General features: G+C 40.2%; 21 protein-coding genes and 1 riboswitch. Of the genes, 13 read left to right on the top strand and 8 right to left on the bottom strand.

Annotation, left to right across the window (positions count from 1 at the left end; genetic code table 11):
- Positions 1-14: 14 nt before the first annotated feature.
- Positions 15-128: riboswitch (TPP riboswitch) on the top strand.
- 134 nt (positions 129-262) lie between these two features.
- From thiW to MKY45_RS04515, 5 genes are all read left to right on the top strand, one after another.
- A complete protein-coding gene (gene thiW / locus MKY45_RS04535) occupies positions 263-727 on the top strand; it encodes an energy coupling factor transporter S component ThiW (RefSeq protein WP_276325313.1) in 465 nt (154 codons plus the stop codon).
- Between the two features lie 33 nt (positions 728-760).
- Positions 761-1,582, top strand: coding sequence for a bifunctional hydroxymethylpyrimidine kinase/phosphomethylpyrimidine kinase (gene thiD / locus MKY45_RS04530; RefSeq protein ID WP_341172582.1), 822 nt, complete (start codon positions 761-763; stop codon positions 1,580-1,582).
- Positions 1,572-2,357 carry a hydroxyethylthiazole kinase gene (thiM, locus tag MKY45_RS04525; protein ID WP_042532076.1) on the top strand — a complete coding sequence of 262 codons (786 nt, stop codon included), beginning with the start codon at positions 1,572-1,574 and terminating at the stop codon, positions 2,355-2,357. Before thiD ends, thiM begins: the two co-directional genes overlap by 11 nt.
- A complete protein-coding gene (thiE, locus tag MKY45_RS04520) occupies positions 2,347-2,967 on the top strand; it encodes a thiamine phosphate synthase (protein ID WP_256705720.1) in 621 nt (206 codons plus the stop codon). The genes thiM and thiE overlap by 11 nt, the downstream gene beginning before the upstream one ends.
- 119 nt (positions 2,968-3,086) lie before the next feature.
- A complete protein-coding gene (locus MKY45_RS04515) occupies positions 3,087-3,884 on the top strand; it encodes a hypothetical protein (protein ID WP_341172581.1) in 798 nt (265 codons plus the stop codon).
- Positions 3,885-3,962: 78 nt separating this feature from the next.
- Here the strand turns inward: MKY45_RS04515 and MKY45_RS04510 are convergent, their stop codons facing one another.
- Both MKY45_RS04510 and MKY45_RS04505 read right to left on the bottom strand, forming a co-directional pair.
- Positions 3,963-5,519: a BCCT family transporter gene (locus MKY45_RS04510; RefSeq protein ID WP_042532072.1), complete on the bottom strand. Its 1,557-nt coding sequence runs from the start codon at positions 5,517-5,519 to the stop codon at positions 3,963-3,965.
- A gap of 322 nt (positions 5,520-5,841) precedes the next feature.
- Positions 5,842-6,663, bottom strand: a complete 822-nt coding sequence (locus MKY45_RS04505; RefSeq protein WP_042532071.1) for a squalene/phytoene synthase family protein — start codon at positions 6,661-6,663, stop codon at positions 5,842-5,844.
- A 270-nt stretch (positions 6,664-6,933) separates the two neighbouring features.
- On the opposite strand from MKY45_RS04505, the gene MKY45_RS04500 reads away from it, so the two are divergent.
- Positions 6,934-8,103: an MFS transporter gene (locus tag MKY45_RS04500; RefSeq protein ID WP_341172580.1), complete on the top strand. Its 1,170-nt coding sequence runs from the start codon at positions 6,934-6,936 to the stop codon at positions 8,101-8,103.
- A 122-nt stretch (positions 8,104-8,225) separates the two neighbouring features.
- Here the strand turns inward: MKY45_RS04500 and MKY45_RS04495 are convergent, their stop codons facing one another.
- On the bottom strand, positions 8,226-8,426 hold the full coding sequence (locus tag MKY45_RS04495) for a hypothetical protein (protein ID WP_042532067.1): 201 nt from the start codon (positions 8,424-8,426) through the stop codon (positions 8,226-8,228).
- 239 nt (positions 8,427-8,665) lie between these two features.
- On the opposite strand from MKY45_RS04495, the gene MKY45_RS04490 reads away from it, so the two are divergent.
- The 3 genes from MKY45_RS04490 to thrB are packed head-to-tail and all read left to right on the top strand — an operon-like array spanning position 8,666 to position 11,896.
- Positions 8,666-9,961 carry a homoserine dehydrogenase gene (locus tag MKY45_RS04490; protein ID WP_042532066.1) on the top strand — a complete coding sequence of 432 codons (1,296 nt, stop codon included), beginning with the start codon at positions 8,666-8,668 and terminating at the stop codon, positions 9,959-9,961.
- Between the two features lies 1 nt (position 9,962).
- Positions 9,963-11,024, top strand: coding sequence for a threonine synthase (gene thrC / locus MKY45_RS04485; RefSeq protein WP_042532064.1), 1,062 nt, complete (start codon positions 9,963-9,965; stop codon positions 11,022-11,024).
- A complete protein-coding gene (gene thrB, locus MKY45_RS04480) occupies positions 11,021-11,896 on the top strand; it encodes a homoserine kinase (RefSeq protein ID WP_193063995.1) in 876 nt (291 codons plus the stop codon). Before thrC ends, thrB begins: the two co-directional genes overlap by 4 nt.
- 46 nt (positions 11,897-11,942) lie before the next feature.
- On the opposite strand, the gene MKY45_RS04475 is transcribed toward thrB, so the two are convergent.
- From MKY45_RS04475 to argF, 3 genes are all read right to left on the bottom strand, one after another.
- Positions 11,943-12,326, bottom strand: coding sequence for a hypothetical protein (locus MKY45_RS04475; RefSeq protein ID WP_052484982.1), 384 nt, complete (start codon positions 12,324-12,326; stop codon positions 11,943-11,945).
- Positions 12,327-12,368: 42 nt separating this feature from the next.
- Positions 12,369-13,889, bottom strand: a complete 1,521-nt coding sequence (locus tag MKY45_RS04470; protein ID WP_193063996.1) for a BCCT family transporter — start codon at positions 13,887-13,889, stop codon at positions 12,369-12,371.
- Positions 13,890-14,347: 458 nt separating this feature from the next.
- Entirely contained in the window at positions 14,348-15,307 is a 960-nt protein-coding gene (argF, locus tag MKY45_RS04465) for an ornithine carbamoyltransferase (RefSeq protein ID WP_341172579.1), read from the bottom strand.
- A 352-nt stretch (positions 15,308-15,659) separates the two neighbouring features.
- Between argF and MKY45_RS04460 the strand changes: the two genes are divergently transcribed.
- From MKY45_RS04460 to MKY45_RS04445, 4 genes are all read left to right on the top strand, one after another.
- Positions 15,660-16,718, top strand: coding sequence for a hypothetical protein (locus tag MKY45_RS04460; protein WP_256705718.1), 1,059 nt, complete (start codon positions 15,660-15,662; stop codon positions 16,716-16,718).
- A gap of 209 nt (positions 16,719-16,927) precedes the next feature.
- On the top strand, positions 16,928-17,182 hold the full coding sequence (locus MKY45_RS04455) for a hypothetical protein (protein WP_341172578.1): 255 nt from the start codon (positions 16,928-16,930) through the stop codon (positions 17,180-17,182).
- 69 nt (positions 17,183-17,251) lie between these two features.
- Positions 17,252-17,863, top strand: coding sequence for a hypothetical protein (locus tag MKY45_RS04450; RefSeq protein WP_341172577.1), 612 nt, complete (start codon positions 17,252-17,254; stop codon positions 17,861-17,863).
- 733 nt (positions 17,864-18,596) lie between these two features.
- Positions 18,597-19,505, top strand: a complete 909-nt coding sequence (locus MKY45_RS04445) for a glycine betaine ABC transporter substrate-binding protein (protein WP_042532056.1) — start codon at positions 18,597-18,599, stop codon at positions 19,503-19,505.
- A 97-nt stretch (positions 19,506-19,602) separates the two neighbouring features.
- On the opposite strand, the gene MKY45_RS04440 is transcribed toward MKY45_RS04445, so the two are convergent.
- Both MKY45_RS04440 and MKY45_RS04435 read right to left on the bottom strand, forming a co-directional pair.
- Complete coding sequence (locus MKY45_RS04440; RefSeq protein ID WP_341172576.1) at positions 19,603-20,787, bottom strand: class I SAM-dependent rRNA methyltransferase; 1,185 nt, start codon at positions 20,785-20,787, stop codon at positions 19,603-19,605.
- Positions 20,788-20,797: 10 nt separating this feature from the next.
- Entirely contained in the window at positions 20,798-21,376 is a 579-nt protein-coding gene (locus MKY45_RS04435) for a GNAT family N-acetyltransferase (RefSeq protein WP_042532052.1), read from the bottom strand.
- Positions 21,377-21,404: the final 28 nt, after the last annotated feature.

The following is a 21,404-nucleotide window of genomic DNA, read 5'->3' as shown; positions in this document are numbered from 1 at the left end:
AGATAATAATGAAAAGCAACTACTAGGGGAGCCCAACATCGCGGGCTGAGAGGGAAGCATGCTTACTTTCCGACTCTTACAAACCTGATCTGGCTAATACCAGCGTAGGGAAGTAGTCAATCAACATATGATTACTCTCAGTATACCAAATCAGGCTTCTCGATAAAGCCTGATTTTTTATTTTTACAAAGTAGTTACCTTTTCATTTCCCTTAAATTAGAAGGAGATGATTGGATTGAAAAATCGCACACGCCTGTTAACAATGATGGCTGTACTTGTTGCTATCGGAACGATTGGATCACAATTGCTCTGGTTTCCTGCCGGAGTTGCCAGAGCCTATCCTGTTCAACACGCTATCAATGTTATTGCCGGGATTATGCTCGGGCCGGGTCCGGCAGTTATTGTCGCATTGATGATTAGCCTGCTCCGAAACCTTTTAGGACTGGGAACCTTGGTTGCTTTTCCTGGAGCAATGATTGGAGCTTTTGCTGCTGGGGTATTGTATAAGAAAACGCAGAAATATCCAATGGCAGCTCTTGGAGAAATTATTGGCACCGGAATTATCGGCTCTTTCTTTGCAGTTCCGATAGCCAATCTGCTTATGGGAAGCTCTGCGGGAGCATTTGCCTTTATCCCGGCATTTGTTGTAAGCAGTGTCTCTGGTGCATTGATTGGCTGGCTGTTAGTCAGCCGTCTCCCGGCACAGCAGTTTTCTTTAACAAAATAATTTACTTTATTCTATCCAAGGAGGATTTTTATTATGAGTCAGGTTCGTTGTGCATTAACTATTGCCGGTACAGACCCTAGCGGTGGCGCCGGTATTCAAGCAGATTTAAAAACATTTCAGGAGTTAAAAACCTATGGCATGTCCGTGATCACTTCCGTTGTAGCTCAAAATACGACAGGGGTCCGCTCTGTAGAGCATATGCCTCTTTCCATGATTGAGGACCAGCTGGATGCAGTGATAGAAGATATGCCCATCCATGCTGTGAAAACAGGAATGATTGCAAGTAAGCAGATGATGGAATTAATCGTAAAAAAATTGGAGAAGGTTGATGCACCTTATGTCATGGACCCAGTGATGGTGGCTACCAGCGGGGACTCATTGATTGATGAAGAGGGCCGCAGCTTTTTACGGCAATACCTTCTTCCATTAACAACGGTTGCAACACCGAATATTCCGGAGGCAGAATTCCTGACTGGACGATCCATTACAACTGAAGATGATATGAAAGGCGCAGCCGAATACCTTGTTCATGAATATGGTGTAGATGCAGCCTTAATAAAAGGCGGCCATTTAAAAGGACAAGCAATCGATTTTCTTTATGACGGGAAAAAAATGCATAGCTATGCTGCAGAACGCATTGATACGAAGAATACGCACGGAACAGGCTGTACCTATGCCGCTGCGATTGCTGCTTATTTGGGGAAAGGCTGTCCGCTTCCGGAAGCAGTAAAAAAAGCAAAAGCATTTGTGACTGCTTCCATTTCGAAATCCTTTGACCTTGGAAAAGGGAACGGCCCGACAAATCATTGGGCTATCCGGGAAACCACAGAAAGGAAGATTACGCATGAATCCTGATATTATTCAGCAAGCCAGAAACAACACACCGCTTATTCATCATTTAACCAACCAGGTCGTCATGAACTTTAATGCAAATGGACTGCTGGCTTTTGGGGGCAGTCCTGTCATGGCAAAGGAAATACGGGAAGCTACAGATATGGCCAAGGCCTCCGATGCACTTGTCTTGAACATCGGCACCATTTTAGAAAGCGAAGCCGATGCAATGATTACTGCAGGCAAAGCCGCTAATGAAAAAGGAATTCCTGTTGTTCTGGATCCCGTTGGCGTGGCTGCGAGCTCTTTTCGAAAAGACATGGTCGAAAAGATTCTACAAGAGGTACGTCCAACAGTTATCAAAGGAAATGCAGGTGAGATTGCTTCCTTGGTCGATGCAAACATCCAATCACGCGGAGTAGATTCTGTCGGCGAAGGAAATGTAGATGAAATTGCAGAGCAAGCAGGCAGAAAATATGATACTGCAATTGTGATAACTGGAAAAACAGACGTTATCCATGCTGATCAAAAACTAATTTATAATCAAACAGGGCATCCGCTTCTTTCTAATATTACTGGTTCCGGGTGCTTATTAGGGTCTATTGCTGCCGCGTGCCTGACGACTTCTTACACCGTCTCAGAGCAGCTCAGCTCCGCACTAAGCTTTTACGGACTGGCGGCTGAACATGCAGCAAAACTGCCGCATGTACATGGTCCGGGAACTTTTTTACCAAGCTTTATTGATGCCTTATCCTTTACACCGAAGCAGTTAAATGGAGGATTGGAAGATGATTTTTAATCGAGAGCTATTAAGAAAATATTTTATTATGGGAAGTCAAAACTGTCATAGAGACCCTAACGCTGTTTTAGAAGAAGCGCTTGCTGCCGGTATTACCGCATTTCAATTTCGTGAAAAAGGGACTGGATCATTGAGCGGAGAGAAAAAGCTTCAGCTTGGCAGGGAGCTTAGAGAACGTTGCCGCGCACATGATGTTCCATTCTTTATTAATGACGATATTGAGCTTGCGGAGGAATTGGAGGTGGATGGGATACATGTCGGACAGGATGATATGCCTGTCAAAGAAGTTCGCACCAGGTTTTCAGATAAAATCATTGGCTTATCCATCTCCACACAGGAGGAACTGGATCGGAGTCCGCTTGAGCTGGTGGATTATATTGGTGTCGGTCCTATTTTTACAACGTCTACAAAAGAGGATTCAAAACAAACGGTCGGACTGGAGTGGATTCATACCATCCGCGCTCAATTTCCAGATATACCAATCGTGGCAATTGGAGGCATTCAGACAGAAAATGCCCCTTCTGCCATAGAAGCAGGTGCTGACGGTGTTTCCTTTATTACTGCTGTTACAGAGGCCGATGATATTAAGGAAGCTGCAGATAAGTTATAACGGGCACCCTCCATTTTTATTATCTGCTAATGGCGCCCATTCTGCCTATAATGAAGCGCAAATAACGCAGATACCTCATATGCTATTAGGGAACATCAGCCTAATAGAGGAGGAAAATTATGAATCATTTTCAACCACAGCATCCAAACGGGCAGGAAAACAGACAAAATAACCTGCCCGGACAGATGTTAAATAATTATTTTCAGCCAGCGCCGCAGCATGACTATTCCAATGGAGCTTTTACCGGCAGACCGGACGGAAAATCTGGCGGAGAGGGCGGCTATCAGGCAGAACCGTATTCTGCTAATTCTATGCCGCCTCAATACGATCATCAGCAGCCTGCTAATCCTATGGCGGCTCCATATGAACAGCAGCAGCCTGCGAACCATATGGTGCCTCCATATGAGCAGGAGCATCATTCATCGCCGGAGCGAATCGGCGGCTTTTTTCCTGGTGCACCAAATGGAAATGGAGCAAATTTCCCTGAGGGGATGATGGAACAAATGATAGATATGTTCCCTGAACCTCCAAATAACAATGGGAATGGAGGGGCCTTTCCTAATTGGCCGCCAGCTCCATCCTTCCCAAATTTCCCTGAGAACGGAGGAAATGAAGGACCTCAAGGGCAGCAGCCTGCACCGGCAGGAATGGGCGGGATGAACAGCCAGCCTCCGATGGGTCCGCCGCCTAATTTTGTGCCGCAAAAACAACAGGTGCAGACATTCGCAGTCGACCCTGGCGGTATCAGACATTGCATGTTCCGCTTCACCTATATTTGGCCAAATCATGGCAGAGGATTTTGGGCCTTCCCGACGTTCTTAGGAAGAAACTCGATTGCCGGATTTCGCTGGAACGGGTTCCGCTGGGTTTACTTTGGGATGGACTTAAATAGCATTGAATCCTTCCAATGTATGTAAGGATGATAACATCCGTATATAATGAAAAAAATGGACAGCAGAAGAGCATTGCCTTCGCTGTCCATTTTTTTCATTTCTTTATTTATATTTTTTATCTTCTTTTTTACGCATTTCACGCTGCCAGATCAGCCCTTGCTCCAGCGCCATTTTCTTTGCAATTTTCGGCGCGTTCCAAAGAGGCGGCAGTATCAGTAACGATACCGGCACAGCAGATATAACAATCGAGTTTTGAATCGATGTAATACTGTCTTCCCCAATGGAAAGAATAGCTGCTGTAAATGCTCCAAAAAGCACAGCCCAGCATACCCGTAACCAGCGCTTCGGATTATCATGGCCCGATAGTGTAGCTGCAACGGTATAAGACATGGTATCGGCTGTTGTAGCAACAAATACAATCGATACCAGCAAGAATGCAACGCCCATTACGGTGCCAAGCGGAAGCTGATCGGTAATTGCCATCACAGCTGCCGGCATACCGCCCTCTGCTAATGCAGTAGAAACAGAACCTTCATCCTGCATTTCAAAGAAAATACCTGTTCCGCCAACAATGGAGAACCAGAAATTCGTTACAAGCGGGGCTGCCACTGATACTGCAATAACCAGCTCCCGAATCGTTCTTCCTCTGGAAATCCGGCTGATAAAGACAATAAGCATTGGCGCATAGCCAATAAACCATGCCCAGAAAAAGAGTGTCCAGCCTGACAGCCATTCGCCGTCTCCTCGGTAGAACATCATCTCGAACATATTTTGAATATGCACACCCGTTCCGCCGACAAATCCATCAATTATAAATGCAGTAGGTCCAATAATAAGAACAATAACGCCAAGAAGAATGGTAAATTGGACATTCCAGTTACTTAAATGATAAATTCCTCTATCTACTCCAGTCGCTGCCGAAATTGCTGCTACCGCAACCAGAGCGACCACTACTACAATGCTCATTGTCAATGTGTTCGGAACATCAAATAAATGATTTAAACCATAAGAAATCTGCAGCCCCAAGAACCCGAGCGGGCCCAATGTTCCTGCTGCTGTTGCAATAATAGATACGACATCTGCAGCCGTACCGATAACACTTTTTTCAAAAATCTTCTCTCCAAAAATAGGATATAATAATCCACGCGGCTTTAATGGATAGCCTTTTTGATAATGGACATACATCATAACGATAACAGCTAAGGTACCAAGAATTGCCCATGCAAGGAATCCCCAATGCATAAATGCTTGAGCAAATGCCCCTTCAATAAAGTTAAATTGTCCTCCGCCAAAAAGCGGCGGGGTATCCATATAATGATACATTGGCTCGGCAGCTGCCCAGAAGACACCGCCTGCAGCCAGCAAGGTAACTAATATCATACTAACCCAGCCAAAATAGCTGTATTTAGGTTTATCCTGTTTTCCTAATCTTACTTTTCCATACTTTGATATCGCCAATCCTAAACCGATAGCGAAATTAAGGAATAAGAGTATTTGCCAATAAGCTCCAAACCAATCAGCAGACAAATTAAATAGGGTATTTACTGCATTATCCACCATATCACTGTTGATCAGCGACAGGATAATAAATACTACTAAAAATCCTCCACTGATATAAAAAACTGGCCAATCTAAACCTTTTCCTTTTCCTGACTTCACATTTTACCTCCTGTTTTGTGTAAGCGCCTATCCTTACATTTATATATCATGGATAGACCTGGGGATAAAAGCAGCTTTTCCGTAAAATCCTTGACACGCTTTTATCCTCTCACGTGTTTTATTAGCACATATCTTTCTATTATAGTTACGTGCTGCCTACAACACAACCCGCATTTTAAAGACCTATTCAGCGAATTACTTTGAATATAGAAGTATTTCCCTTATTAAACATTATTAAACCCTTCTCAGTCCCCAAAATAAAAAAATCTCGCGGAATATAGCGAGATTCTCTTCTGATAATTTTTATTTATTTTTTCAAGTCTTACGAATTAATAATTTTATCAACGGTTTCTTCCACTTCATCTCTGGACATTTTTTCTTTCCCGGTTTTCAGAGCATTTAGTGTTTTATGCGCAAGTGCCAGTGGAATACGGCAGAAAAGCAGGATATTTTTCGTAGTAATTTGCGTCATATATTGATCTGCTTTTTGCAAATTCGCTTCAGCGTAAGCAAACATTTCTTTTTTGGACCAGTCATCCGGAAAGAATCCGACTCCTCGTTCTGCGTCCTCGTCCACATTCCGTAATATATTCACAGCTTGTAATCCACGACCGTAGCCAATAGCCAAGTCACGATCTGTTTCGGTCCCATCATACCAATTCCATATATCAGACAGCATTACGCCGACAAGACCGGCTACATAATATGTATATTCATCTAAATCTTCTTTTGTCTGTACATTCCATTCTTTCCTTGTCCACTTGGCCATCCCCTCTGCCATTTCACTGGTTGAATCTTTTACTTTCTGCTCGATATCATCGGGGCAAAAATCAATCCAGTCCGGCAGGCGCAATGTCACCTCTGGAAGTTCCTTTTCATGAGGAGCTACCAACTGCTCATAAGCTCCACGCGGAAACACAGGTTCCTTCAACAAACGGCTTGTCTCCATTAATAAGTGCTGCTTTACTTCTGCATCCATTTCCTCGTGATCTTCTATCTCATCCACAGCGCGCATGCAGAGGTAAGCTGAACCAACTGTTTTCCGTAACGTTTTGTTCAACAGTTTAATGGGGATATAAAATGTTCTGCTCGTCTGTTTTAAAACCTTCATTGCATCTTTTTCTAATGTTGCTTTGCTGCTCACCCAAAACTCCTCCTTATTTCATGCGGTTAATACCAGTATAACAAACAAGTTTCTTTTTTTCCTTAAAAGTGTTGAATTCTCATTAATTTTCACATAAAATTCTTGTGCTATCTGTTCCTTTTAAGCTATGATAATAAATAGTGTTTTGTAAAACGAAAATTCATTCCGTGGGAGTTTTTGCTTTTCTTCGCAATAAGTATAGATGCTGAAAGCGTTTGTTTAGACAATCATAACTAATCCAAGATAATTATAGATAAGGCGTGTTGTTTTATGAATAAAGGTGTGTATTTGTTAATGACCATTTCATTCGTTGTCGGAATGGTTGAATTAATTATTGGCGGCATTCTCGATTTAGTCGCAACAGACTTAGATGTATCCTTAGGAAAGGCAGGACTTTTGATTACGATTTTCTCTCTGGTTTTTGCTGTTTCCTCTCCTATTTTACTTTATTTAACAGCTTCTGTGGAACGGAAAAAGCTGACGATTATTTCTTTATTCATCTTTTTGCTGGGAAATATACTAGCTGTTTTTAGTTTGAACTATACGATGATTTTTATTAGCAGAGTTATTTCCGCAGCAAGTGCTTCCTTATTAATTGTACTTTGTACAATGATGGCGTCCTCGATTGTGAAGCCTGCTTACCGCGGTCGGGCTATCGGCACCGTAAGTATGGGAGTAAGCGGATCTCTGGTTTTCGGAATTCCATTTGGTTTAATACTCGGTGAATCATTTGGCTGGCGGGCGCCGTTTGTACTTATTGCTCTCTTAACAGTTGCTTCTATTATATGTGTTTATTTGTTTATGCAGCGTGTTCCTTCTTCGGAAAAGCCCTTGCCGATAACAACACAGCTAAAAATGATTCGCAACCCAAAAATTCTTTTTATCCTGCTGACTACGTTCTTTGTGTTAGCTGGGCATACTGCGTTATACGGCTACTTGAATCCATTTGTAAAGGATTTTATGGAATTGGACGGCATCTGGTTAAGCGCCATTTATCTGATTTTTGGTATTTCTGCTGTCAGCGGCGGTGGTACAGGCGGCACATTATCCGATTTATTTGGACCAAAACGAACCATTCTTGCTGCCATTGGTTTATTTGTAGCTACGATTATAATTATCCCTGCTTCATCATTCCATGTGGTATTATTCCTTGTCGTGCTTATTCTATGGGGAATGCTCAGCTGGGCAGTCTCTCCACCGGTTCAAAGCTATTTGATTGAGACCTCTCCACAAAATTCGAGCATCCTGGTCAGCCTAAATAACTCTGCTTTGCATCTGGGTATTGCAGTCGGATCCTTTGTTGGAAGCATCGTCATTGAACAGGCCAGTGTAGATAAGAATGCCTATGTCGGCGGAGCAATCGTTTTATTAGGTCTGTTTACTGCTTTGATTGCCCTAAAGGGATATAAACGTCCGCAGGTTACAGCTGAATCTGAATAGTTTCTTCCTTTGTAAAGCTTTGCTGTTATATATGAACCCCTCTGAAAGCTTCTTTTTTTCAGTTTTCAGAGGGGTTCCTTTCTGCCCACACGCTATATTTTTAACGGAAAACAACAGCTGCCTCAGGAATACGTTTGTTTATCTTTCTCACCACATGAGCTCTTTTCCTTCTTTATAATAGTTCGTCTGTATATCACAATAGGAAACACTCCTAAAATAAACCCAGCCAGCGCAAAAATCTCTGTTTTCCCGATACTATAGCCAATACTTACACCCAGGCTTAAGAAAATAATAAATAATGCTCCGAGATGATAAATTCGCACAGTTCTCATCCCCTTTTTATCTATTTATATGAAAAAATAGCAAAAATGGCACAGCCGCTGGATTCATTCCGTTAAAACCATTCTAAAATGTGACGATTTTTTAAATCGCTGATTATTCCGCTTTAAGAAAACGGTTACATATATAAACGCTTATCTTTTCTAAAAATTCGCTATTGCCTTACTCTCTTTTTCATGTTTAAATAAATTCAATATACAATAGGAAGCGTAGAGGTGGTAAGATGGAAGAGAAGGTTTCAGTAGGTTTATTAGGTCTTGGTGTCGTTGGATCAGGAGTTATTCACTTGATTGAAGATCATCAGGAAAAATTAGCCCATCAATTAGGCTGTAAAGTCGAAGTGGATAAAGTACTTGTGCGTAATATCGAAAAGGCTCGGAATATTGATGTGGATCAAAGCCTTTTAACAACCAACCCCGATGATGTTCTGGAAAACCCGAATATCGATCTTGTTATTGAAGTAATGGGCGGTATTGATCATACAAAGGAATATATTTTAAAGGCCTTTTCCAATAAAAAACATGTTGTTTCAGCTAACAAAGACTTAGTGGCTGTTCATGGTCCTGAGTTACAGGCGGCTGCAGTAAAAAATAATTGTGATTTTTATTATGAAGCCAGTGTTGCCGGTGGCATTCCTATCCTTCGCGGAATTAACGAGGGTTTATCCTCTGATCATATTCAAAAAATTATGGGGATTGTCAATGGAACAACAAACTATATCCTGACAAAAATGGACGAAGAAGGCGTAAGCTATGAGGATGCACTTGCAGATGCACAGCAGCTCGGTTTTGCTGAAGCAGATCCGACATCTGATGTAGAAGGCTTAGATGCAGCCCGAAAAATGGCTATCCTTGGCCGGCTGGCATTCTCTACACCTGTTGATTTGCAGGACGTGGAGGTAGAAGGTATCCATGGCATTGAATTAAAAGATCTTCGTTATGCTGCACAGTTGGGATATACTATGAAGCTTATCGGATTTGCAAACTTTTTCGACCATGAATTAGAAGTAAGTGTCGAACCTACCCTGCTGGCGAAAAATCATCCGCTGGCAAGCGTTAAAAATGAATATAATGCAGTATACGTGTATGGTGAAGCAGTTGGGGAGACCATGTTCTATGGCCCGGGCGCCGGCAGCCTCCCGACAGCGACTGCTATTCTTTCCGATGTTATCGCAGCTATCAAAGCGATGCGTTTAGGCGTGTCAGGAAAGCAGTTAAATGACATGCAGTTTCCAAAAACATTGCGTCCAAAAGAGAAACAGCATGGTCAATATTATGTGCGCCTATGCGTGGAGGACAAAACGGGGGTATTCTCAGAAATCTCATCGATTTTCCATGAACAGGATATCAGCTTCCAGCGTATTTTACAGACACCTGTGGATGAAAAAGATTCTGCAGAGATTGTGCTGGTTACACATGATACACCATACTCTCATTTTGAAGAAGTACTGAATCAATTAAAATCATTTGATGCAGTAAACGAGATAAAAAGCTATTACAAAGTAGAAGGAGATGCGTAAGATGGCTTGGAAAGGGTTAATTGAAGAATATCGTGACTTACTTCCTGTCACAGATAAAACACCCGCTTTATCATTATCAGAAGGAAATACACCACTTTATCATTTTCCAAATCTGTCAAAGGAATTGGGAATTGAATTATACGGGAAGTTTGAAGGCTTAAACCCGACCGGCTCATTCAAAGACCGCGGCATGGTCATGGCTGTTGCCAAAGCCATAGAAGAAGGCAGTAACTCTGTTATTTGTGCTTCTACCGGAAATACCTCTGCATCGGCAGCAGCTTATGCCGCTCGTGCAGGTCTGCGGGCGATTATCGTTATCCCTAAAGGAAAGATTGCGCTTGGAAAGCTGGCTCAGGCTGTCATGTATGGAGCAGAAATCGTAGAAATTGAAGGCAATTTTGACCAAGCGCTGCAGCTGGTTCGTAAAATCAGCGAGAAATCGCCTATTACTCTAGTAAACTCTGTGAATCCATATCGTTTGGAAGGACAAAAAACAGCAGCCTTTGAAGTTTGTGAGCAGCTTGGAGAAGCTCCTGACATCTTAGCAATCCCGGTCGGCAACGCTGGAAATATCAGTGCCTACTGGAAAGGTTTTAAAGAATTTAATGCATCCAAAGGTACAGCCCTTCCAAAAATGTTTGGTTTTGAAGCTGAAGGTGCAGCAGCTATTGTCAGAGATGAAGTAGTTGAAGATCCGGAAACGGTAGCAACAGCCATTCGAATTGGTAACCCGGCGAGCTGGGATTTAGCAGTTCAGGCAAGAGAAGAATCAGGCGGAATGATTGGTTCTGTCACAGATGATGAAATTGTATCTGCATTTAAGCTTCTTCCGCGTAAAGAAGGTGTATTTGCAGAACCGGGCTCAGCGGCTTCCATTGCTGGCGTTATCCAACAGGTAAAAGCAGGTAAAATTCCACAGGGAAGCAAGGTTGTAGCTGTATTGACAGGCAATGGCTTAAAAGATCCGCAAACAGCTATTGACCAGCTGACCATCGACCCTGTATCCCTGCCAAATGACGAAACGGCTATCCTTGAATATTTAGAGAAGATGATTACGTCATGATGCCGTTTCGCATCTCTGTACCAGCAAGCAGTGCTAATCTTGGCCCTGGTTTTGATTCCATGGGCCTTGCATTAGGTCTGTATATTCATTTGGACGTAGAAACTTCTGATCATCATGCATTTTTCGCACACGGCTCTGAAAAACCCCAAGAAAATCATTTTATTTGGAACATTACAGAGCAGGTAGCTGCACGATACGGGACTGCCTTGCCTCCCTGCAAGGTGCAGGAGGTCAGTGAAATACCGCTGGCCAGAGGTTTGGGCAGCAGTGCTTCTGCGATTGTTGCAGGAATTGAACTGGCTAATCAGCTGGGAAACCTGCAGTTAACAAATGAACAGAAATTAGCATTTGGGACAGAAATCGAAGGGCATCCTGATAATATTGCCCCGGCTTTATTTGGAGGATTAACGATTTCTACTATGCTCGATAATGATATTCCTTCTGTCCGGCTTCATGATATTGAATTAGATTTAATTGCGTATATACCAGAAGTAGAGCTGAAAACAGAAGTTGCCAGAGATTGTCTGCCAGATACATATGAACGTAACTATGCAGCAAGAGCTAGTGCAATGAGCAACCTGGTTGTTGCTGCACTCTATTCCAAGGATTATCCATTGTTTGGGAAAATGCTCGAGAACGATTTATTTCACGAGCCTTTTCGTAAAACACTCATACCTAATTTTGATGCTATTCGTGAAAAAGCGAAAGAGCTTGGAGCATTTGGTACAGCTTTAAGCGGCGCCGGACCAACCATGCTTTCTTTTGTAGCAAAAGGAAATGGTGAAACAGTGAAAGAAACGATGGCAAAACAACTTGAAGGGTATCAAGTAAAGGTTTTAGAGATTGATACAAAAGGGGTTTCGATTTCTTAAAATAGTAAAAATGTGCAAGCGCAGATGGGAGACGCTTGCACATTTTTTATATGGTTTCATTATAGATCAGACCATTATCATTTTGAATATCAATGATTTTTAAGCGGTTATCGTCTTTGACAAAGATGGTTTTATAGTATTTCTCTCCATCGATTTCATAAAACATTACACGCGTTCCTTTATTATCTGTTTCGACAACCACATCATAGTCTCCCTCATCAATCTGTCCGCCAATGACTTCCTGCTCTTCATATTCATAGGAGGTGTCTGTATTATTATCAGCGGAAGTGCCGGTATCTGATTCATTCTCTTCTGTCGTCTCTTGATTCTCATCAGCATTATTATTTACTTCCTGCTCTGTATCAGCTTGACAAGCACTGACAATAAATAGTATACACAGCAGACCAATGATTTGTAATGTTCTTGTCATTTTATCTCCTCCTCCTCTTTTTTATTTCCTTTATCCAGTCATCTAAAACCCCTGGCCTTCTTTCTTTTTCGTTTGCTTTTTCCAGTAACCTTGTTCCCGGTGGGCCGATTTAAAAAATGAAACACCCATGAGGATAACTACGATGGAGAACGGAAGCGCCGCAATAATCAGCATATTTTGCAGACCTTGCGTCCCGCCGAAGTAAACAATAATTGCTGCAACAGCTGATTGCATCAGCCCCCACATAATTTTAACAGAATTGCGCGGATTAATAGTTCCTCCCGTACTTAACATTCCCAGTACAAACGTAGCCGAGTCAGCAGATGTAATAAAGAAGACGGCTACTACAATTATAGTAATGATAGACATCAACATCCCTAAAGGATATTCATTTAAAACTCCAAACGTGGAAGTTTCCAATGCAAATTCTGATATTTTAGCAATTCCATTCTGCTCCAAGTTTAAAGCGGAAGCACCGAAAACAGTAAAGAAAATAAAACAGACAATAGCGGGAACAAATAACACGCCCAGCATAAATTCCTTGATCGTTCTCCCTTTAGAAATACGGGCAATAAAGATGCCTACAAATGGCGACCAAGAAATCCACCATGCCCAATAAAAGATCGTCCAATCATTAATCCAGCCTCTCTGTTCTGCATTTTGAGGAGCCATTCGCAGACTCATCTCAAAAAAGTCTGATACATAGCTTCCTAATGTATGTGTGAACATGTTAAGAATGTATAAGGTAGGTCCAATGATAAATAGCAGGAGTAATAATACAAATGCCAGACCCATATTAAAATTACTTAAGTATTTTATTCCTCTGCCAATCCCGGACCAGGCTGAAACAATAAACAGGACAGTTGCTATGACTAAAATAAGCAGCTGCACCGGAAAAGTTCCAGGTGTACCAAATAAATAGGATAGCCCGCCATTAATTTGCGCAGATCCAAATCCTAAGGTCGCAGCAACACCAACGACAGTAGCAAATACAGCCAGGGTATCTATGATTTTTCCTGGAAGACCTTGCATTGCTTTCTTGCCGAACAGCGGGACTAATGTAGCGCTAATGAGTCCCGGGGTGTCTTTATGGAATTTAAAGTATGCTAATACCAGTGCCACCATGCCATATACTGCCCAGGCATGCATCCCCCAATGAAAGAAAGCATATTTTAAGCTGTCGTTAAGCGCTTGCTCTGAGCCCAGTTCTGCTCCAGGAGAACTGATAAAAGCATGGGAAATTGGTTCGGAAGTTGTCCAAAATACTAATCCCATCCCCATTCCTGCACTAAACAGCATAGTAAACCATGATAATAAACTAAACTCAGGTTTATCATGTTCTTTCCCTAATTTAATATTTCCATATCGTGAAAAAATAAGATACACACATAATACCAGCGTTAACATGACTAATAATAAGTAATACCAACCAAATTTTTCAGAGATAAACGTAGTAATCTCTAATGTAACCCCTTCTAAATTAACAGGAGCAAAGGAGCCCCAAAGAACTACAATAATACATAAAGCTAAAGCGTACCAAAACACGCTTGTTACACTTTTCATGCCTACACCTCTTCTATTTATTTGTTTTTATGTACAAGTATTCTAACTATTACCCGGGTCGCTATACTATCAAACCTTTGTATATCTCCTTCTTATTAAATCTCTTATTATAAGAAGCCCTCCCGGGAGACGGTTTGAAAACAGCAATTAATAGAGAATTACCGTGTTCCAAGCTATGCTGAAATTCCAATGTAATTAGTGAATAATACCTGTTTTAAAAACAACTTCCCTTAGTGTAGATAAGGTAGATTTTTCTTCGAATCCATACCCAAAGACTGTGCAGATGCAAGTAGTTTAAAAAGCGGTTTTACAGCGAAGATAAGCGGCCATTAATCGTATCATCCTTGTAATCGAAGGGAGGAAAAATTTCTAAAAGAGGATATTCAAAAAGTATTTAGAAATAAAAAAACAGGAAAGTCTGTCTTACTGACTTTCCCGCTTCATTATTTCTTCTATATTTATCCCATTAACGCTGTCATCAAAGCTTTTTGTGCATGCAGGCGGTTTTCGGACTGCAGGAAGACAACAGAATGCTTCCCATCAATCACTCCTGCAGATACCTCTTCTCCCCGATGAGCTGGCAGGCAATGCATAAAGGTGACATCTGCTTTTGCATTGGCAAGAAGTGCTTCATTTACCTGAAACTGCTGAAAGTCCTGCTCACGCTTTGTTTGCTCCGCTTCCTGCCCCATGCTTGCCCATACATCTGTATAAACGACATCTGCATTTTTCACAGCCTCGGCTGGATCATTACTCCATTCAATCGTTGCACTGTGTTCAGAAGCAAATTGTTTCGCTTTTTCCGTAACCTGCTCCTCCGGCTTATAATCAACTGGTGTTACTGTAACAATATGCATGCCCATTTTTGCAGCACCAATCATTAAAGAATGCGCCATATTATTACCATCACCGATATAAACCAGTTTCTGTCCCTGCAGCACACCTTTCACCTCTTTGATGGTCTGTAAATCTGCTAATACCTGACATGGGTGATAAAGGTCTGTCAATCCATTGATGACAGGGATACTTGCATACTTCGCCAGCTCCGCCACATCATCCTGATTATAGGTACGGATCATAATTCCATCCAAATAGCCTGAAAGCACCTGTGCTGTATCTGCAATCGTTTCTCCCCTGCCAATCTGTATATCCTTGGAGCTTAAGAAAATACCTAAACCGCCCAGCTGATAGATACCTGTTTCAAAGGATACACGCGTTCTTGTCGAAGCCTTTTCAAAAATCATTCCTAACGTTTTCCCCTTCAAGGGTTCAAAAATAATCCCTTCTTTACTTTGCTTCTTTTGATAATCTGCTAATTCGATCAAATAGTCGATTTCATCTTTTGTATAATCAGCAAGTGTCAGAAAGTCTCTTCCTTTTAACTCCTGCTGCTGAAATTGGATTTGATTTGTTGTCATTCACGTACACCTCTTCAATAAGTTGTTATGAATTATTATGCAATAAAAAGAATATTTATTCAATAGTTTTTGAGATTTTTTTTATTCCATCATATCTTGCTTAATTACTTTTAATATCTTGTATACTCTTTACTAACTTTTTAATCTATATACAAGTAAGAGAGCTCCCTTAAGATATAAGGTAATTTCACTGTTCAGCCTTAATTTTAAAAATTTTTAAATTAAATAGGTATTTTTACTTCATTATTTCTTAATCCGACCGAAATAAAGGATAGATATACTTATTTTCATATATAATAAAGGGAGGATTATCAATGACCAATAAGAAAATTAGATTTTTAATGATGTTAAGATGTTAAGCATCGCGATTTTATTATTTTTTAGCACAATAAGTACGGAGAATATTGTATATGCAGATGAATTTGATGAAACATCAAGTACTGATTCTGAAAACCTTGAAGAAATTAAAGAAATTCAAAAAAATTTGCAAGAAGCAGATAGTGACAATAACTTAGATTCAAGTGAAATTAAAAATGCACCTGTTAATTTAGAGAAAACAGGAGACACAAAAGAAATTCAGCAGGATAATGATGACCTGAGTAATAAAACAAAGGACACTATCCAGCCAGTTCAAGATTCAGATACAGTTCAGCCACAAGCACTCTATGAAATAGATGGTTTAATTATGAACGCAACAAGTAATCTATCTCAAGCCGACCCTACAGATATTTTTTTCTTTAGTCCTACTTCAGACAGAGGGGTACTGACAAGACTCTCGTCTGATAATGCAAATTATGAAGTAGAATTGTATATTGTTGATTGGGACAGCATGATTATGTATAACACTGGAATTATAAAAGGTACTGATCAATGGCTACTTGTTCCTAATCTTCCAGCAGGAGATTATGCATTAGAAGTAAGGTCTACAGGAGAAGTAGGCGATAATTATAATCTGAGAATGAATGCTTCTATTCCACCTAACTATACGAATATCATAGAATTTACAAGTTCACTTAGTCATGTAGTAGCTGAGTATGCAGATAGTTCGGTTTATGCAAACGGTACTCACGTATTGAATTGGAGCAGTAGTAATTCAAATTTAAGTTGGAAAAGAGAATTCTATTTTTCAGACAACGGTGGTTATAATCGGCGTACTCATGAGGTTTATAATGTTCAAGTAAAAGATATATTACCAAATGTTTATTCGTATAATTCTAACTATACAAGTTCACAGCAAGTACTTTTTCTTGCTTTAGACATAGACACTGGGTTTATGTACAATGAATCACAGTATCAATCTGGTACAAATCCAATTTACCATAATTCATTTGTTGACACCTTAGGTAAAAAAAACACCACGAAGATTAGATGTACACGATTTCAATTATGGAGAGCATATTTTAGTCTTTGATATCAGCACAGGTAAAACAATAGATTTTTTTAGCGGTTTAAATTTTTATTATGCAGCAGGTATAGAACCGCTTCCTACCTATTCACCTCGTTAATTTATATATACCGAAGAATTATCATCCGTTATCCTTCCATTCTAAGATTATTGGAGGAAGAAAGTTTGGTGGATGTTTCTCAATCATAATTTTTATACTAAGAAGAGGTGAAAATATGCAAATTGATGGTTATTATACGGGAGTCGGCACCCCATATGTATCAAAAGAAACTTCTTTAGCAAATGTCAAGAAAACCAATGCACATTTAAAAATGTCAGATTCCTTACTACTCTCTGATGAAGTAAAAACCTTAAGAGAGCAAATGGATAAAGGTCACGAAATCATGGTAAACTCCATTGTAAATCCAAATGCTGATCCTTCTGACCTTTTTTCTTATCGTCCGTATCATCAATATTTGGTGTTTAGTTAATATTTAAATGAAACAGGTTTCTATGAGGATCACGACAAAGATACTATTCAGAATATGGAAAATATATTGATGCAAGTAACGGAAGCCCTTGATAGTTTAGGACACTATCATGTTAATGGAAGAATGGGCAGTGGAGGTCGCGGCGGTGGAGAATTAATGTTAAGTTCAGCTGAAGCACAGCTGGAATTTGCTTCTTCCGTATCTGCACTTCACGTATTCAGCGATAAATTTCTAACAGATAATTCTAAGGTGAAAGAAGGTTTTGACCAGCTTATCGACCAATATACTACACATAATAAAGATGCTGTTACGAATCATCGCTCTGTTCATGAAAAATTTTTTGAAGCTCGTGCAAAAATGACTAATTTGCCACCTGTTTCATTAGATGCAGAACAAAGAAAAAATCTAACTATCACGAATAAGCTTGGCGTCACAGAATATACATCTGAAGAAATTATGGATATGGTAGACAAATATACTAAACAGTTTAATGAACTGAAAGATGCTTCTGAAGTTGATTTGCTTATGTTTCAATTACAAGAACAATTGGTGAATTATGTGACAAAAGGATTCTCATCAAAAGATTCAAATTTACAAACAGCAAAAGATTCTATTAAAGAGCAAACAAATAAAACAATTAGTCATATTTCTGATTATTGGAAGATATTATTATCGTCCTAAAGATATCTATTGTAAAAGCAGCAAGTAATGAATTCATTGCTTGCTGCTTTTATTTACATTTGATGAGATACATTGTTCTCATCACAATTAAAACTACTCACCCTTTACCTGAATCATAACCACTACCAAATAATTCCTCTGCTTAAAATGCTTATTTATTCAATAGTTTTTGAGATTTTTATTAGCATTTTTCTGAAATAATTATAAAGGGAAACTTCATCCATAAAATCAGATTGTATTCTTTTTCTTACCTACGCTTTAATATTGAATAATATTGTCTCTAAAGCATGCAAAGCCATATGACGGTACTTTGCTTATATTTATACTTTGTGTTAGGTTGTATAGAAGCGAGTAAAATAATTTTACTTAACAGAATATTTCAGAAACGGTACGATATTTTTCAAAGTCCTTAAAGATGTTCTATGCCATGGGCAATCTTAAAACTTACATTACTTGCGGGACGGTGGTGATGAAATGAAAGAATCAGATTCATCAGGGTCTAAGCGAATGTGAATGATACGATTATCGGATTTTGAATATATACTTAAAAATGACTTAAGATATTTCAGCAGCCATTTTTCAACATTTTGCTGCTCATATCATTAAGTGCTTACTTACCGATATCAACGACTCTGAGAATTTTGAAGATACCTGATAGTGGATGATTATATGGACTTTGATTCGATTAAAAACGTAGTACCAAACGAACAATTTCAGAAAGGTGTTGTCATTTGTGAACGCATTAAAAACATTGTCAGCAGTAGGTATAGCTTCTATTTTTCTGCTTGCTGCATGTGGTAATGATTCAACAGAGGAAGATTCAGCAGAGGCTGGAGGAGACATTAATTATAGTGAAGAAGTGGACTACACAATTACAGGTATTGAACCTGGTGCAGGTGTTACAGAAACCGCAAATAATACGCTTGATACTTACGATAATCTTGATGGCTGGGAGCTTGAAGAAAGTTCAACAGTAGGAATGCTTGCACAATTGGCTGATGCAATAAGTAATGAAGATCCAATTATTGTTACTGGCTGGATACCACACCATAAATTTCTCCAATACGATTTAAAAATGCTCGAAGACCCGGAAGGTACGATGGGAGAGAGCGAATCTGCCCATACAATCACACGCTTAGGCTTAGAAGAAGACATGCCGGACGCTTATAAACTGCTCGATGCATTTAACTGGGAGTTAGATGACGTAGAACAAGTAATGTATGAAGCAGAAGATTCAGATGTTGAAACTGCTGCTTCTAACTGGGTGGAAGATAATCCGGATAAAGTGGATGAGTGGACTGAAAATATCGAAGAAGCAGATGGAGAAAAAATCGAGATTGGTTCTATGCCTTGGGAAGCAGAGCAAGCATCTGCAGCAGTTATGGAACAAGTACTCACCGAGTATGGCTATGATGTTACCGTAACAGAAGTCGACCCTGCCATTTTATTTGAAAGCATTGCCGGTGACAGTGTTGATGCAACCGTTGCTCCGGCATTACCAATAACACAAGGGCATTTGTATGATCGCTACGAAGGTGAATTTGTTGACTTAGGTCCAAACTTGGATGGTCTTCAAAATGGTTTTGTTGTTCCTGAATATATGGATATTGATTCGATTGAAGATTTAGAACCAAAGGAGTAGCCTTCTATCAAATACTTTAAAAGGACTGTTGTATCATCGATTACTTGACGATACAACAGCCTCTTTTTTTGTTTTTGCATAACTACAGTGTTATGCATCAATCTTTTACTTGAATCACGATCACTTTCAGATAATCTCCCTGCTTAAAATGCTTATTCACCGCAAAATCACCCGGCAATGAGAATTCTTCCAGAATCGTATATTTCTTTTGTTTAGCCTGAAACCCGCGCTGGATCATCTCTTTGAATTTCTTCATTCCAAAAGAAGCAGTATTGGTGGATGCAATAATCACACCGTCCTTTTCCAGCAAGTCAATGGAATTCTCTATCAGCTCCGGATAGTCCTTTGCTGTCCGGAAGGTTCTTTTCTTAGAACGCGCAAAGCTTGGCGGATCCAAAACAACGACATCGAATTGCAGCTTCTTCCGCTTCGCATATTTGAAATAATCAAATACATCCATCACGATAATATCCTGCTGTTCAAAATCAACCTCATTTACACTGAACTGTTCAATGGTTTTACTTTTACTCCGTTTTGCTAAGTCTACGCTGGTGGTTTTTGCTGCTCCTCCAAGTGCAGCGGCTACGGAGAAAGCGCCGGTATAGGAAAAGGTGTTTAATACATGCTTTCCTTTTGCGTATTTATCGCGTAATGCTTTACGGACATCGCGCTGGTCTAAGAAAATGCCCACCATCGCTCCATCATTCAGGTAAACCGCATAGTTCATGCCATTTTCCTTTACGATAAGCGGGAATTCGCCTCTTGTCCCTTTTACAAAATCGTCACCCTCTACATACTGTCCTTTCGTGTCAAAGCGTTTCTTTTCGTAGATTCCCTGATAGTCACCCAATTCATCAAAGACTTGTATAACCCAGTCTTTGAACGCATAAATCCCTTCACTGTACCATTGGATAACATAGTAGCCTTCAAAATAGTCAATAATCAAGCCGCCGATTCCGTCTCCTTCTCCGTTAAACACACGAAAGGCAGTTGTTTCTTCTGCCTGATAATAGGAGCGGCGCTTATTTATCGCTGTGAGCAGCTTTTGTTTAAAGAAGCCTTGGTCAATGGTGTCTTCTTGTTTAAACGTTAACACCCAGCCCATTCCTTTATTTTGGCGACCTGTATAAGCCTGTGCCAAAAATTCTCCCTGCTGTGTATGAAGGGCAATGATTTCTCCTTCATGAAGCTTATCCGCTCCATGAATAGCTTCTTCTAAAATCAATGGATTTTGCTGTTTGATATGTTTTACATGCGTTTGTTTTACCGTTACCCGCTTCATTGCTTCACCCTTATTTCTTAACTATATTCGGGTCTTCAATCACTGCAAAAATGCAGGTATCTCTCAGTTCCCCGTTTTCTTCTATAACATCATTTCTCAAAATTCCTTCCAGTTCAAAGCCGGATCGTTCAGCAACTGTTTTACTTCTGCTATTTTTAGGATCACATCGGATTTCTACCCGATTTGCAGCGAGCTCCCGAAAAGCAAAGGAAGTCAGTCCTTTTACCAGCTCTGTGACATAGCCTTTTCCACTATGCTTTGTATCAACCCAATATCCAATCTCAAATTTTCTTACATCCCAATTAATGCGATGCAGACCGCTGGAAATCATAAATTCTCCAGTTTCTTTATCAAAAGCATGGAAACGTAAATCTTCTCGCGAAAGAAAGTTCAAATAAGCTTCCTTTGTTGTTTTTTGCACATCCTGCTCCGTCTGCTCCTGACGTGCAAATGGAAGCCAGGGCTTCAATTCATTGATAGAAGCCTGCATTGCAGTATAAATAGGCTTCCAATCTTCAGGCTTTGGCGCCCGGATAATTAAACGCTCTGTTTCAAATTGGTCTGGAAAGGATAATAAGATTGGTTCCATTGTATTGTTCTCCCCCACATCATAAAAA

This window comes from Oceanobacillus sp. FSL K6-0251 (genome assembly GCF_038004725.1).
Taxonomy (GTDB): Bacteria; Bacillota; Bacilli; order Bacillales; family Amphibacillaceae; genus Oceanobacillus; species Oceanobacillus oncorhynchi.
This window is presented reverse-complemented; position numbering and strand designations above follow the sequence as displayed.